Below are 14,102 nucleotides of genomic sequence, written 5' to 3'. Positions count from 1 at the left end.
CACGATCGATCGCGGCGCCCCGGCACGGAAGCCTTGAGGCATCGGGATCCACCCGCTCACGAACAGCGGGCTCCACGGGCTCACGAACAGGGGGACAGAAACATGGCCATCTCCGAGAAGCTCCGGCAGAAATCCCGGCAGAAGCCCCGGCAGCAGCCGCGGCAGAAGCCCCGGCAGAAGCAGAGGTCGCAGCCTCCGCCGCCCCGTGACGACTCCGCCGTACGGGCCTGGCTGCTCGTCCGCGAAGCGTTCACCGCGGGCACCTGGCGCCGGGTCGCGTACGCGCTGCTGGCGTTCCCCGTGGGAGTGCTCTGCGTCCCGCTGGCTCTGCTGGGCGCTCCGACGGGGCGGTGGCAGCGGGGGCTCGTCCGCCGTTTCCTGGGCCGGGAGCTGTCCGGGTCCTCGCGGGGACTGGCCCACGCCACGGCCGCCGTACCCCTCAATCTCCTGGTGCTGGCCGTCACCGTCTACGGCTGGTCCCTGGTGCCGATGAACCTGGGCTGGCCGTTGCGCGCAGCAGGCTCCGACTACGCCGACGCGTGGGGAGGGCCGACCTTCGAGGGAGCGTGGGCGTTCCACGCGATCGTCGGGGGGTTCGGCTTCCTGCTGCTCATGCCATGGCTCGGCCGGGCCCTGGCTGCCGCCCAGCTCCGCCTCGCCGCGGCGCTCCTCTCCTAGATTGACGCCATGCGCCGCCTCCGCAACCGCCTCCGTGCCCTCGCGGCCTTCCCCTTCGGACGGAAGGTCCTCGCGGCGTTCCTCTACGGGGTGATCGCCTTCCCCCTCGCCCTGGTCGGGTTCGTCCTCACCTTCGTGGGGCTGTTGGTCGGTGGCGTGCTGTCCGTGACCACGCTGGGACTGTGGCTGATCGCCGTCACCGTACGCGGGGCGCTGGCGCTCGGCAGGCTCCAACGTGCCCTCGCCCAGGGACTGTTGGGGCTGGAGATCGAGGAGCCGGAGCGCCGCGAGGGTGCCGGGATCCTGGGCTGGCGGCGGGCGCTGCTCGGTGAACGGAACGGGTGGCGCGCCGTCGCCTGCGCGCTGACCACCCCCTTCACCGCCGTCTTCGGGTACGCCGCCGTCGTCATCGGCTACGTCTACGGCGTCCTGCTCACCCTGCACCCCCTCCTCAAGCGGTGGAACTACGACACCCGGCGGGCGAGCGACGGCACGACGCACCGGGTGTCGCTGGAGTTCTTCGGATTCCAGGTCGACTCCTGGCCACGTTGGCTGATCCCGCTGGCCCTCGGGCTGCTCCTCCTCACCACCGCGTCCTGGCTGCTGCGTCAGGCCCTCGCCCCGCACCGGGCGCTGCTCACCGCGCTGCTCGGCCCCGACCCCGCCGACCGCCGCATCCGCACCCTGGAGGAGACCCGCGCCCAGGCCGTGGACGACGCCGCGGCGACCCTGCGCCGGATCGAACGCGACCTGCACGACGGAACGCAGGCCCGGCTCGTCGGCCTCGCGATGCACCTCACGATGATCAGGGAACTGATCGGCGCGGGGGCTTCCCCGGAGCGGCTCCTCGCCGTCGTCGACACCGCACGGGGCAACGCGACCCAGGCCATCGCCGACCTGCGCCATCTGGTGAAGGGCATCCACCCTCCCGTACTGGACCAGGGCCTGGACACCGCCCTGGCCACCCTCGCCGCCGACAGCGCACTGCCCGTCGAGGTCGCCGCCGACATCACGGACCGCCCGAGCCCGGCCGTCGAGTCGATCGCGTACTTCTGCGCCGCCGAACTCCTCGCCAACGCCACCAAACACAGCGGGGCGAGCGGCGCCGCGGTGACCGTGAGCGCCCGGGACGGACTGCTGCGGCTGAGCGTGCGCGACGACGGACGCGGGGGAGCGGTGATCGGCGCGGGCTCGGGCCTGACCGGGCTGCTGGCCCGCGCCCGGACCGTCGACGGCACACTCACCTGCGACAGCCCGCCGGGAGGCCCTACGGTGGTCACGGTCGAACTTCCCTGCTGACCGGGCTTTCCGCCTGGTCGAACTTCCCTGCTGACCGGGCTTTCCGCCTGGCCGAACTTCCCTGCTGACCGGGCTTTCCGCCTGGTCGAACTTCCCTACTGACGATCACGGGGATCACATGCGCGTAGTCATCGCCGAGGACTCCGCCCTCCTGCGTGACGGGCTGGTCCAACTGCTGCGGCTGCGGGACGTGGAGGTCGCGGCGGCCGTCGGGGACGCCGAGACGCTGATCGCCGCCGTGGCCGAGCACCGTCCGGACGTCGCCGTCGTCGACATCAGGCTGCCGCCCACGCAGACCGACGAGGGCGTACGGGCGGCCGTACGGCTGCGCAAGGAACACCCAGGCACCGGGGTGCTGATCCTCTCGCAGTACGTGGAGACGACGTACGCCCGGCAACTGCTCGCCGACCCGGCCGGGATCGGCTATCTGCTGAAGGAACGGGTCGTCGACATCGGCGAGTTCGTGGACGCCATGGAACGGGTCGCCGGGGGCGGCACCGCCCTCGACCCCGAGGTCGTCGCTCAGCTCTTCGGCGCGAGCCGGCGTGCCACCGCCCTCGACAGGCTCACACCGCGCGAGCGCGAGGTGCTCGCCCTGATGGCCGAGGGCCGGACCAACCAGGCGATCGCCGGCGCCTTCACCGTCTCGGAACGCGCGGTGGAGAAGCACATCGCCAACATCTTCACGAAGCTCGACCTGCCGCCGTCGGGCACCGGGCACCGAAGGGTGCTGGCGGTCCTGCGCTACCTGGACTCGGTGACCGTCACATAGGGTCGCGATCATGCCCGACATATCGCTGACCGTCGTCGTTGTGCTCTGCCTCGCCTCCCTCGCGGCGGGCTGGATCGACGCCGTGGTGGGCGGTGGCGGGCTGCTCCTGCTCCCCGCGATGCTGCTCGGACTGCCGGCCGGCACACCGGCGGCGTACGCACTCGGGACGAACAAGGCGGTCGCGATCGTCGGGACGACCGGCGCGGCGGTGACGTACGCGCGCAAGGCGCCGGTGGATGTGCGGCTGGCCGTGCGGATCGGGCTCGCGGCGCTGGCCGGCTCCACGGCCGGTGCCTTCGTGGCCGCCGGGATGAGTACGGACGTGCTGAAGCCGGTGGTCATGGTGGTGCTGCTCGGCGTCGGGACCTTCGTCATGCTGCGGCCCGCCTTCGGTACGTCGCCCTCGACCGAGCCCGTCTCCGCGCGGCGCGTGCTGGCCGCGATCGGGCTCGCGGGCCTCGGGATCGGCTTCTACGACGGGCTCATCGGGCCCGGCACGGGTACGTTCCTCGTCCTGGCGCTGACCGCGCTGCTCCACTTCGACCTGGTGACCGCCTCAGCCACCGCGAAGATCGTCAACTGCTGCACCAACGCGGGCGCCCTCGCGACCTTCGCCTGGAAGGGCACGGTGTACTGGCAACTGGCAGCGCTGATGGCCGTGTTCAACCTGGTGGGCGGCACGGTGGGGGCGCACACCGCGCTCAAGAGGGGCAGCGGGTTCGTCCGGGTGGTGCTGCTGACGGTGGTGTTCGCGCTGGTGGCGAATCTGGCGTACCAGCAGTGGATCGCGTAGGCGCCGCGGCTGCCGGTCAGCGGCTGCCGGTGAGGTGGGCGAAGACGACCACGTTCCCCTGGTACCCGGCGGCCTTCGAGTAGTCGCCGCCGCAGGTGATGACGCGCAGTTCGGGGCGGGACGCGGCGCCGTACACCTTCTCGTCCGGGAAGTCGCGCGCGGCGTACACCTCGACGGCGTCGACGGCGAAGAGCGCGGTGCCGCCGTCGCGGCGTGCCACCTCGATGGCGCTGCCCTTCTTGAGTGCGCCGAGGTTGTAGAAGACGGCGGGGCCGTTGGCGTTGTCGACGTGGCCCGCGACGATGGCGGTGCCCCGCTCGCCGGGGGTGGTGCCGGCCTGGTACCAGCCCGCGAGGTTCTTCTGCCCGGAGGGCGGGACGTCCAGGCTGCCCTGCGGGGTGAGGCCGAGGCCCATCAGCGGGGCGTTCACGCCGATGGAGGGGATGCGGATGCGCTCGGGCGGGGAGTGGCGGAGCGCGGGGGCGCCCTGCGGGAGGGCGTCGCCGGTGCCGGCCTGGGCGGCCGAGGGCTGGGGCGGTGGGTGGACCTGCGTGCCGTTGTACAGCAGCCAGGTCCCTGAGCAGAGGGCGACCACGGTGACGGAAGCTATGACGGTGTTGCTGACCCGGCGCATGTGAGCCTCCTCTCGGGGCCAGGGGTTGTGCGGTTGTGGTCGTGACGGTGGTCGTGGTCGGGGTCGTGGTCGAGGTGGGTCCCCTTCCCCCTCCGGGCCGCGAGGGGCGTCGGGCCACGGAGGGGGAGGGGACGGCGGTACCGGCGGACGGACAGCGGAGGGTGTCCGTCAGATCCCGTCGCCTCTCGCCCGGCGATGCAGGAGCCAGGTACCGCCCGCGGCGGCGACGGCCAGGGCCGCCACTCCCGCCGCGGTCTGCACGGGGTCGGTGCCGAGTGCGCCGCCGACCCCCGTGTTCACATGCCCACGCGGCAGATGGATCTGTTCGCGTGTGGCGGTCAGGTTCACGATCAGGTCGCCGGTGACCTGTCGGCCGTGGGAGCACTTCGCGACGATCTCGTACGTCCCCGGCTGGGCGCTCGGCGGCACCTTGAACTGGCCGATCGCGTCCTGTTCGTGGGCGCTGGCGGCGAGCATGAAGATGCCCGCGCCGACCGCGCTGGCGTCACCCGTGGCGGTGCCGTCCGCGCCGCACGCCGCCGTGTTGACGGTGACGTCGGTACCCGGGATGACGGTGGAGGGAAACACCTCCAGGCTCTCCGTGGACCCGCCGTACGCGGGCGCGGTGGCGAGGCCCACCGCGGCGACGGCGAGCGCGGTACCGGTCAGCAGACGGGCTGTGCGTCGCATGGCTGTGCTCCTCCGAGGGGGCGCGGCCGGCGGCACCCCCAAGTGCCGCTGTGTCGGTCGTGTCCCTGCCCTTCCGAGGTAAGTGGCAGTCGGCCCGGTCCGCTTCCTGACAGAGCGTCACAAATGCCGGAAAAGGGCGCGGGAGGGGAGTGCCCGAGGGCCCGGATCGATGGCGTTCCCGCAGGTCATCGGTGTACGGCTGGTGTGTCGCGGCAAAGAACCCGAAGAGCGCAGGGCAGGGGCGCGAACGGGTGACGGGGGCGGGTGGGAGATACCTTGACCTCAAGGATGGTTGAGCCTGTCCCCGACCGCTCCCGCTGCCCCGGCGCGAGCGTGTGCCGCACGCGCCGGGGCTGCCGGTCGAGGCCCTGCCGGGCGCCCGATGTTCAGCTCACGGACACCGCGGACCAGGCCGCCGCCACCGCGTTGTACTCCGTGCTCCCGGCCCCGTACAGGTCCTTCGCGGCGTTCAGCGTCGCCGTCCGCGCGCCCGCGTAGTTCGTCGAGGACGTCATGTAGACCGTCAGCGCGCGGTACCAGATCGCACCGAGCTTGTCCCGGCCGATGCCGGTGACCGTCGAGTTGTTGCAGGTGGGGGAGTTGTAGCTGACCCCGTTGATGGTCTTCGCGCCGCTGCCCTCGGCGAGCAGGTACGCGAAGTGGTTCGCGACACCGGACGAGTAGTGGACGTCGAGATTGCCGACCGAGGAGCTCCAGCAGTTCGCCGAGTTGCCGTCCTTGGAGGGCTGGTCCATGAACCGCAGGGCCGGCTTGCCGAAGCCGGAGCGGACGATCTTCTCGCCGATCAGATAGTCCCCGGGGTCGGTGGAGTTGTGCGCGTAGAACTCCACCAGCGTGCCGAAGATGTCGGAGGTCGCCTCGTTCAGACCGCCGGACTCTCCCGAGTACGTCAGCGCCGCCGTCTTCGACGTGACACCGTGGGACATCTCGTGACCGGCCACGTCGAGCGCGACCAGCGGCCCGAGCGTGGTCCCGTCACCGTCCCCGTATGTCATGCAGAAGCAACTGTCGTCCCAGAAAGCGTTGTTGTAGTTGCTGCCGTAGTGGACGCGGTTGAACGAGCCCTTGCCGTCGCCCGCGATGCCGGTACGGCCGTGGACGTATTTGTAGTAGTCCCAGGTCTCGTTCGTGCCGTACTGGGCGTCGACCGCGGCCGAGGACCGGTCCGAAGCCGCCCCGGTACCCCAGTGGTTGTCGGCGTCCGTGAAGAGGGTCGCCGGGGCGCGGCTGACGCAGATCCCGAAGATGCACAGGTCCGTCTTGTTCGCCGCGTCGCCCGTGTACGTGTTCCCGCGCGTCGGGTCCTTGAGCTGGTACGTCGCTCCGGACAGGGTCGTCTCGAGCGCGACCGTGCCGCTGTAGAGGGACTGGCCGTCACCCGTCGCCGTCTCGATGCTGTCCCACGCGTCGATCTGCCGCCCGGTGCGGGCGTCGGTCAGCACCGTGCGGGCGACCGGGTTGCCCAGCGAGTCCTGGCCCACCACGTTGGTGCGCCAGGCCAGCCGGGGCGCGCCGTGCAGGGCGTCCACGACGAGCTGGGGCTTGGCCGTCACCTTCTTCAGCGTCTCGCCGAGGTGCGCGGCGCGCAGCGCGGCGGTGGCCAGGTCGGCGGCCTCGGGGGCGGCGAGCGCGGGCCTGGTGGTGGGAACGGAGAGGTCGCGGGAGGTGGCCCGGTTCGCGCCGCGGTAGGAGCCGTCGGGGGCGAGGTGCACCACGAAGTCACCGCCCAGGACCGGCAGTTGCCGGTAGGTACGGTCGTAGCGCACATGCTGGCCGCCGTTCGCGTCGACGACCACGTCACGGACGCTGGTGCCCTCGGCGGAGGTCAGGCCCAGCCGGGCGGCCTCCTTCACCAGGGCCGCGGCGGCGTTGTCGATCGCGGTGGCGCGGCTGGGCCGGCCGGCGGCGCCCGCGGTGGGGGTAAGCGCGGCCGCCAGCAGGGCGGTGGCGGCCGCGGCCACACCGGCCGCGGCCAGGCGGGGGCCTCGGGTGTGCGGTCGGGTACCTCGGGTCTGCCGTATCCGGATCCGACTCATCGGTCTCCTCGGGGAGGGGCGCTCAGACGCGTGGGGGCGCTGATGTCGAATCAGAGTTAAAGGTCCATGACATGTCATGTCCATAGCGCGTGCGTGATGTGCGCGAGGTGCGGCGAGAATCGTTTCTGCACCCTCACGAAAGGAGACGATCATGGAGATGACCGCCGGGGCGGGCACCGGAACGGCCGCTGGGACGGCTGCCTGGCTGACCGTGCTGACCACGACCGACGCCTCCGAGAAGGCGGAGGCGCTCGCACGCGGCGCGGTCGAGGCGCGGGCCGCGGCATGCGCGCAGATCGCCGGGCCGGTGACGTCCGTCTACCGGTGGAAGGGCGCGGTGGAGACGGCGGGCGAGTGGCAGGTGCTGTTCAAGACGACGGGTGCGCGGTACGACGCGCTGGAGGCGTATCTCCTCGCGGCGCACGACTACGACACCCCCGAGATCATCGCGACGCCCGTCGTCCGGGGGAGCGCGGACTATCTGCGGTGGGTCGAGGGGGAGGCTGCGGCGGAGGAGAGCATGGAGGCGGAGAGCGTGACGGAGGAGACCGTGGCGGAAGAGACCGCCGAGTGACCGTCCCCTTCTTCGTCTACGGCACCCTGCGCCCCGGCGGGCACAACCACGACCTGTTCCTCCGCGGACGTACGGAGTCGGAGGAGCCCGGACGGATGCGGGGAGCCGTGCTGTACGAAGGGCCCGGATATCCCTACGCCGTAGAGGAGCCCGGGGGTGTCGTGCGCGGGGAGTTGGTCACCGCGCTCCCGGAGGCGTACGGGCAGTTGCTCGGCGCGCTCGACCGGCTGGAGGAGTACGTGCCGGGCGACCCCCGCAACCTGTACGAGCGGGTGGCGCGGGAGGTGACCCGCGCGGACGGCACGGCCGTACGGGCCTGGGTGTACGTGGCCGCCCCCGCCGTCGCCGCGCGGCTGCGGGCCGGCGGCACGCTCATCGAGGGCGGGGACTGGCACGTCCGCCCTTGAGGGCACGGGCGCACCGGTTCTTGAGGGCACCGGCGCACCTGTTCTTGAGGAGCCCACTCGTGCGGGTGGCGAGTCCGCGTGACTCCGCGCGCCCCCACGGTCGCGCCCCGGGTCGCCCCTAGGGTCCCGCCATGACCGACAGCGACATCACCCGGCGCCGTCTCCTCGCGCTGGGCGGCGCGGGTGCGGGGGCCGCTCTGGGGCTCGGGATCAACTCGTGCTCGTCGAGTCCCTCGAACCCCCCGTCCCCGACGAACCCCCCGTCCCAGGCCGACACCGACTCCTCGCCCCGGACGAACGCCTCTCGGTCCCGCCGCACGCGTCCCAGGTGACAGGAGGAGCGCCCTCGCCCAGGTGACCGCTATACGTCGAGCCGCGTCAGCAGCACCGCCGGAGCCTCCGGCAACATCACCCGCAGCGCAGACCCGTCCCACACCACCGGCCCCGCAGACCCGTGCAGTACGTCGACCCGCGCCTCCCGGCCCGCCAAGTGCGCCACGGGCAGGGCTACTTCGGGAACGTCGCCCGCCCTGCGCCACACCAGCACATACGTGGTGTCGAGGAACGGCACCCGCATCCCCAGCGACACCCACGCGTCCCGCCACCCCGGCAGCCCCAGCGGCCAGAACGGCACCGACTGGCACAGATCGCCCCGGACGGCCTTGTACGTCACCAACGCTTCCTGTACGAGGCCCAGTTGGTGCGATGTCATGCGGTCCAGACGCCCGGAGAGGTGAACCCGCCCCAACAGCGCCGAACCGAGGGTGAAGGCGATCTCCTCGTCCGTGAACTCCGGCTGCGGGTACGTCCACACGGCCCCCTGCTCGGGCGGCACCGCGGTCGGCGCGGCGGCCGCGATGGGCGGGTAGCGCAGCGGGTCCTGCTGGTCGGAGGTGGACTGGAGCTGGGCCACGGCCAGCGACGCGCCGTCCATGCGCAGGCCGCCCGAACCGCAGTTCTCGACGACCAGAGCCGGGTGGCGGTCCAGGACGGCCGACAGCCAGGACAGCCAGGCGCGCGTGTGGTCGAGGAGCCCGGGCGCGGAGGTGGTGATGTCGTAGGCGAGCGTGAGATAGCCCACGCCCCACTCGCCGACGAGCCGGTCGACCGTCCGGTCGAGGTGCGCGCGGGCGGCCGGATGCGTCAGGTCCAGCTGGTGACGGCCCTGTTCGGTGACGCGCACACCGCCTTCGTGGCGCAGGAAGGCCTCGCCCGGCAGCTCGGTGGCGAGCGGGCTGCGGACGCCGATCACCTCCGGTTCCAGCCACAGCCCCGGCACCATCCCGCGCTCCCGGATCCGGTCGAGCACGGCGTGCAGGCCGCCAGGACCGGGGAAGCGCCGCGCCGACGGCAGCCAGGCGCCGACACTGTCCCACCAGCCCCCGCCGCCGTCCCCGCCCGTGCCCCCGTCCCCGCCCTCGTCGTCGTACCACCCTGCGTCGACGCAGAAGTACTCCGCGCCCGCCACGGCCGCCGCGTCGATCAGCGGCAGCAGCCTCTCGGTGGTCGGGTCGCCCATGAGGGTGTTCATGTAGTCGTTGAAGACGACGGGGAGCCGGTCGTGGTCGGGGTGTGGGCGACGGATCCGGCGGCGGTAGTCGGTCAGCGCGCTGAGCGCTCCCTCGAAGCCGTCGCCGAGCGCGAGGGCCGCGCACTCGGAGACGAACTCCGCTCCGGGGGACAGGACGTGACGCCATTGGTGGTCGTCCGCGGTCGGACCGCTCAGGGAGAGGTACGTGTGGTGGTCCGCCTCACCCGCCTCCCACAGCCAGCTCGCGGCGGACTCGATCTGCCAGAGCCAGCAGCGCCCGTCGGTGCGGTCGGTGAGCGCGCCCATCGCCAGATGCCCGTCGGTGGGCCGGCTCCCGCGCCCGGCGAGCCGCAACCCGGCCCGCCCGTCGTGCCCGTGGAACGCCCGGCCGACGTCGGGCAAGGACTCCCGCAACTCCTCGGCGTACCAACGGCATTCGGCGAGCCAGTCGTTGCGCGCCCGGTGCACGTCGAGTACGTCGGGTGAAGGCAGCGCGCCCAGCAGCAGACTGCTCACGGAGCGCACGGTGACGGGCGTGTCGCCGTCGTTGCGGAGTCGGACGCGGGCACGCAGCACGGGCACCGCGTCCGGTGAGGAGTACTCGACGAAGACGGCCAGACCGCCCCGCCTGTCCTGGAGTCGGACGGTGAGGTGGTACCAGCCGTCGCCGTACGTCGCATGGTGGGCGCGGTGGGTCAGACGCTGCCCGAGCGCCGTACCGGTGAAGTGCGGCCCGGACCAGCCGGTGCCCTGTCCGAGGAGGGTCACGTCGACGAGCGGCAGCGCGGTCCCGGCGGCCTCGGCAGCGTTCTTGGGCTCCGGTTCACCGGGCACGGTCAGCCGGACCAGGCGGGGTGTGCGGCCGTCCAGATCGAAATCGGCGGTGAGTGCGGAATGGCCCCAGCGGTAGCTGAACTCCTGCGTCACGCGGCCATGCTAGTGCCGCAACGGGCAACGTTCGCCCCGTCGCGACGCCCGGCACGCACTCTCGCCGCACCGGCCGAAAGCCCAAGTACGTCCAGTACGAGGACTTCCGGCCGGCACGCCGGGAGCACGCACCGGACGCCGCTCCTTGACGGGCAAACGTTGCCTGCCGCGGCACTAGTGCCGGAGGCACCTGCCAACAGGCGTGTTCCCAGGAGCCGTCAACCGTTTCGAGTCATGGCGCGCCTGCTGGCTACTGGCGGTTCAGGGAGCGGGTGACGCCCGCCGCGATCGTCGTGGCCAGGATCCAGCCGACGGCGATCAGCAGATACGAGAGCCACTGGTACCAGCCGCGCGGCGCGAAGGCCGTCTCCTGACCGAAGTCGACGAGGGGCAGCAGAAGGTCGAGGGTGTAGAAGACCGGGTTGAAGCCAGGTGCCTCGGCGGGCTTCAGGGCGGGCGGATGGTGCAGCGTGAAGGCGACGGCACCGGTGCACAGCAGCAACAGCAGCCAGCCCGCCGCGCGCATCGGCCGGTAACCATAGCCGACGGCCACGTCCTGCAGCCGGCCCCAGAACCTGGCGTAGCGGGGGAGGGTACGGCGGTGCCGGCGGAGTTTGGCCAGCTGGACCGTGCGCGCGGCGGCGTCGTCGCCCGCCGTGCGGTACGCGGCGGCCAACTGCTCGTAGGCGTAGGGAAGATAGCCGCCCTCCTCGCGTTCCAGCAGCGGCAGCCGCTGCTCGGCGGGCAGATGCGGGGCGAGGGTGCGGTAGCCGAGGCCGTCGATCCGGACACGGTCGGGCCACACCCCCGGAGGTACGTGCAGAAGGTCCAGCTGGGAGCGGCGCAGGTTCACGGTGCCCACGATCGGCGCGGCCTCGCGCAGCCACAGCTCGCCGATGACACAGCTGCTGGCGCGCAGGGCCGGACCCCCGGGGTTGGACAGCCGGGCATAGGCCAGATTGAGCTGGTGGGGAATCCTCGCCCCGCTCAGGTTGACCCGGCCCCGCGCGCGCAGCCGCACGGCCCGCAGGTCGGTGCCGACCGACAGGGTCTCGGCGTGCAGGGCGGTCTCGCCCGCCGGTACGTGCAGGTCGGCGTCGTCGAGGTTCACCTGGCCGCCGACCGTGGCCCCGTTCAGCCGTACCTGGCCGTGCGCGACGAGTCCGACGGCCCACAGGTCGGTGCCGATGGCCGCGTGGTTGAGCTGGAGAACCGGTTCCTCGGCCCCTTCCGGGTCCGGGGCGTCCGGGGTGTCCGGTGCCGCCGGGCGGCCGAGTCGCGCCCCGTTGACGAACACGGCGCCGGAGATCTTCGCGCCCTGGAGCCGCACCGGGCCCCTGACCCGGCAGCAGCTGAGCCGCAGCATTCCGTCGACGCGCAGGTTCCCCGCGGTGAGCCCGGGGAGCACCGAGTCGCTCAGTACGAGGGCGCGCAGCCGGGCCCCGTACAGCTTCGGAGCCTGCTCGAAGTGGCACAACCGCAGCTGCACGGCCTGTGCGACCGTCCCGTACACGAGGTCGAGCTGTCCGGTGACGCGCGCGCCGGTGAGCTTCAGGCCGGCTATCTCGCCGTCGTGCGTCGGTCCGTCGATCAGCAGTGCCCGCAGCACCTCGGCGCGCACGGTCCGCTCGGGGCCCCAGGAAGCGCCGGCCGCGGGGTCGTCGGCGGGGTTCCCGCCGGAGTCGGCGGAAGAGGAAGTGGGTTCCTCGCGGAAGTCGACGCCTTCGCCGAGCGGAAAGGCCTCCCAGACACGGCGTTCCGCGGGCGTCAGACCGGCGGGATCGATGACCGTCCTCACTTCCGCGCCGCAGCGAGGGCCCGCGCCACCCCCGGCTCCTTCGGCCCCAGGAACTGCGGATCGGGCTTGAACACCGCGTCCAGCAGGGCCTTGCCCGCCGCGAACACCTCGCGGGTGCCCCCGTAGTACCAGGTGACGTCGTGGGTGGCGTCGACCCCGATGCCGTACGACCGCACGCCCGCCGCCCGGCACAGCGCGACGGCCCGTCGGATGTGGAAGGTCTGGCTGATCAGCACGGCCTCGTGGACGCCGAAGATCTTCCGGGCCCGCACGCAGGAGTCCCAGGTGTCGAACCCGGCGTAGTCGCTGACGATCCGCCGGTCCGGCACCCCACGCTTCGTCAGATAGGCCCGCATCGCGTCCGGTTCGTCGTAGTCCTTGCGGCTGTTGTCCCCGGTGACGAGCACGGCCTCGATCCGCCCGGCCCGGTACAGTTTCGCCGCCGCGTCCAGCCGGTGCGCGAGGTACGGGGACGGCTCGCCGTTCCACAGCCCGGCCCCGAACACCACCGCGACCTCGGTGCGCGGTGCGTCGGCCGTCGTGCGCAGCCCGTCGGCCGTGCTCACGTACAGCCAGGTCACCGGAAGCAGCGCCAGCACGCACGACAGCATGACCGTCTGCACGGCCCGCCGCTGCCCGGCGCGGGTGCGGGGCAGGCGGGGCAGCCGCGGTCTGAGGATCCTCGGGTGCGGCAGGCGCGGCATGGTTGTTCGTCCCCCCGGTGGCATCCGATCGCGTCGGTATTCGACAGATGGGGACGCAGCGTAAGCCCGTTCGGTTCGCCCGGTACCGTGACCGGTCTCACTCGGCGCCACGCAACCGCAGGTGGGAGGCGCTCACACCGCCGACGCACCGGGCCGTGAACCCCTGGAAAACACCTGACACGCCCGTGCAACCGCGCGGCAACCTCGTACCGTCACCATCGGTTCATGACGGCGTCGAAACCCTCTCACGACGAGTCCAGGACCCTCTCCCACTCTCGGCTCCGCCCGAGCGGGGGGACCCCCACCGGCGGGCGGCCGCTCGGTGGCGCCCACCTCGACAGTACGGCGCAACTCATGAACGCGATCACCAGCCAGCTCGGCAGTCAGCTCAGCCTCGTCTCGCTGAACGGGACCCGCCGTCCCGCGCCGCCGCCGCTCGTCCTCGTCGCGCACGGCAGCCGCGACCCGCGCGCGCTGAGCACCGTACGCACCCTGATCGAGCGCGTCCGCGAGCTGCGCCCGCACCTGTCCGTGCACCTCGGTCACATCGAGCTCAACGAACCGCTGCTGGCCGACACGCTCGCCTCCCTCGATGCCGAGGACGGCGCCGACGGTGCCGTCCTCGTGCCGCTGCTGCTCAGCCGCGGCTACCACGTCAAGCGGGACATTCCCGAGGCCGCGGCCGCCGTCCCGGGACTGCGGGCCCGTATCGCCGCCCCGCTCGGCCCGCACCCCCTGCTCGTCGAGACGCTGTACGCGCGGCTCGTCGAGGCCGGCTGGCGGACCGGGATGAGCGACGCGGCCCGGCGTGCCGGCGGGGTCGTGCTCGCCGCCGCGGGCTCGCGCGACCCGGAGTCGATCACCGACACCCGCCGCACCGCACACCTGCTGGCCGAACGCCTCGGCGTGCCCGTCGTCCCCGCGTACGCCTCCGCCGCCGCGCCCACCGTCGCCGCCGCCGTGCGCGCCCTGGCCGCGCGTGGCCGCCACCACATCGCCGTCGCCTCCTACTTCACCGCGCCCGGCCGCTTCGCCACCGAGTGCGCCGCGGCCGCCCCCTGGATCGCCGCCGCCCCGCTGGGCACCCACGCCGCGATGGCCCGCCTGATCCTGCACCGCTACGACCAGGTCGTGGCGACCCCCGAACCGGCCCCGGAACGCGAGCTGGCCTCGGCCTGATCCACGACTCCCGGCGGTAGGCCGCGCCCCGTTTGTCACTGCCTGCGTTTACTGTCGGG

At 72.5% G+C, this 14,102-nt stretch carries 14 protein-coding genes; 7 read left to right on the top strand and 7 right to left on the bottom strand.

All coding sequences use genetic code 11. The features are described from left to right. The first annotated feature begins 102 nt into the window (after window positions 1-102). The 4 genes from ABZ656_RS01735 to ABZ656_RS01720 all read left to right on the top strand — a co-directional run bounded on the left by ABZ656_RS01735 (window position 103) and on the right by ABZ656_RS01720 (window position 3,542). Complete coding sequence (locus ABZ656_RS01735; RefSeq protein ID WP_360263466.1) at window positions 103-678, top strand: hypothetical protein; 576 nt, start codon at window positions 103-105, stop codon at window positions 676-678. A gap of 9 nt (window positions 679-687) precedes the next feature. Continuing rightward, window positions 688-1,977, top strand: a complete 1,290-nt coding sequence (locus tag ABZ656_RS01730; protein WP_101405289.1) for a sensor histidine kinase — start codon at window positions 688-690, stop codon at window positions 1,975-1,977. 118 nt (window positions 1,978-2,095) lie between these two features. Next, window positions 2,096-2,749, top strand: coding sequence for a response regulator transcription factor (locus ABZ656_RS01725; RefSeq protein WP_101405290.1), 654 nt, complete (start codon window positions 2,096-2,098; stop codon window positions 2,747-2,749). Between the two features lie 10 nt (window positions 2,750-2,759). Beyond that, window positions 2,760-3,542, top strand: coding sequence for a TSUP family transporter (locus tag ABZ656_RS01720; RefSeq protein ID WP_360263462.1), 783 nt, complete (start codon window positions 2,760-2,762; stop codon window positions 3,540-3,542). 16 nt (window positions 3,543-3,558) lie between these two features. Here the strand turns inward: ABZ656_RS01720 and ABZ656_RS01715 are convergent, their stop codons facing one another. The 3 genes from ABZ656_RS01715 to ABZ656_RS01705 form a co-directional block, all read right to left on the bottom strand. Continuing rightward, window positions 3,559-4,176 carry a class F sortase gene (locus ABZ656_RS01715; RefSeq protein ID WP_360263459.1) on the bottom strand — a complete coding sequence of 206 codons (618 nt, stop codon included), beginning with the start codon at window positions 4,174-4,176 and terminating at the stop codon, window positions 3,559-3,561. Window positions 4,177-4,344: 168 nt separating this feature from the next. Next, window positions 4,345-4,866, bottom strand: a complete 522-nt coding sequence (locus ABZ656_RS01710) for a hypothetical protein (protein ID WP_360263456.1) — start codon at window positions 4,864-4,866, stop codon at window positions 4,345-4,347. A 386-nt stretch (window positions 4,867-5,252) separates the two neighbouring features. Continuing rightward, window positions 5,253-6,923, bottom strand: coding sequence for a M4 family metallopeptidase (locus tag ABZ656_RS01705; RefSeq protein WP_360263453.1), 1,671 nt, complete (start codon window positions 6,921-6,923; stop codon window positions 5,253-5,255). A gap of 157 nt (window positions 6,924-7,080) precedes the next feature. Between ABZ656_RS01705 and cutA the strand changes: the two genes are divergently transcribed. Next, the gene (gene cutA, locus ABZ656_RS01700) at window positions 7,081-7,497 is read left to right on the top strand and encodes a divalent-cation tolerance protein CutA (RefSeq protein WP_101408155.1); all 417 of its coding nucleotides are present in this window, start codon (window positions 7,081-7,083) and stop codon (window positions 7,495-7,497) included. Further along, a complete protein-coding gene (locus ABZ656_RS01695; RefSeq protein ID WP_101405295.1) occupies window positions 7,494-7,904 on the top strand; it encodes a gamma-glutamylcyclotransferase family protein in 411 nt (136 codons plus the stop codon). The genes cutA and ABZ656_RS01695 overlap by 4 nt, the downstream gene beginning before the upstream one ends. Before the next feature lie 118 nt (window positions 7,905-8,022). Here the strand turns inward: ABZ656_RS01695 and ABZ656_RS01690 are convergent, their stop codons facing one another. The 4 genes from ABZ656_RS01690 to ABZ656_RS01675 form a co-directional block, all read right to left on the bottom strand. After that, the gene (locus tag ABZ656_RS01690) at window positions 8,023-8,223 is read right to left on the bottom strand and encodes a hypothetical protein (protein WP_360263450.1); all 201 of its coding nucleotides are present in this window, start codon (window positions 8,221-8,223) and stop codon (window positions 8,023-8,025) included. 42 nt (window positions 8,224-8,265) lie between these two features. Further along, window positions 8,266-10,362 carry a glycoside hydrolase family 36 protein gene (locus tag ABZ656_RS01685; RefSeq protein WP_360263447.1) on the bottom strand — a complete coding sequence of 699 codons (2,097 nt, stop codon included), beginning with the start codon at window positions 10,360-10,362 and terminating at the stop codon, window positions 8,266-8,268. Window positions 10,363-10,612: 250 nt separating this feature from the next. Continuing rightward, window positions 10,613-12,148, bottom strand: a complete 1,536-nt coding sequence (locus tag ABZ656_RS01680; protein WP_360263492.1) for a membrane-associated oxidoreductase — start codon at window positions 12,146-12,148, stop codon at window positions 10,613-10,615. A gap of 8 nt (window positions 12,149-12,156) precedes the next feature. Then, entirely contained in the window at window positions 12,157-12,864 is a 708-nt protein-coding gene (locus ABZ656_RS01675; protein WP_101405298.1) for an ElyC/SanA/YdcF family protein, read from the bottom strand. Between the two features lie 354 nt (window positions 12,865-13,218). On the opposite strand from ABZ656_RS01675, the gene ABZ656_RS01670 reads away from it, so the two are divergent. Then, window positions 13,219-14,043: a CbiX/SirB N-terminal domain-containing protein gene (locus tag ABZ656_RS01670; protein WP_360263444.1), complete on the top strand. Its 825-nt coding sequence runs from the start codon at window positions 13,219-13,221 to the stop codon at window positions 14,041-14,043. The last annotated feature ends 59 nt before the right edge of the window (window positions 14,044-14,102 follow it).

The organism is Streptomyces sp. NPDC007095 (genome assembly GCF_040634475.1).
GTDB lineage: Bacteria > Actinomycetota > Actinomycetes > Streptomycetales > Streptomycetaceae > Streptomyces.
This window is presented reverse-complemented; position numbering and strand designations above follow the sequence as displayed.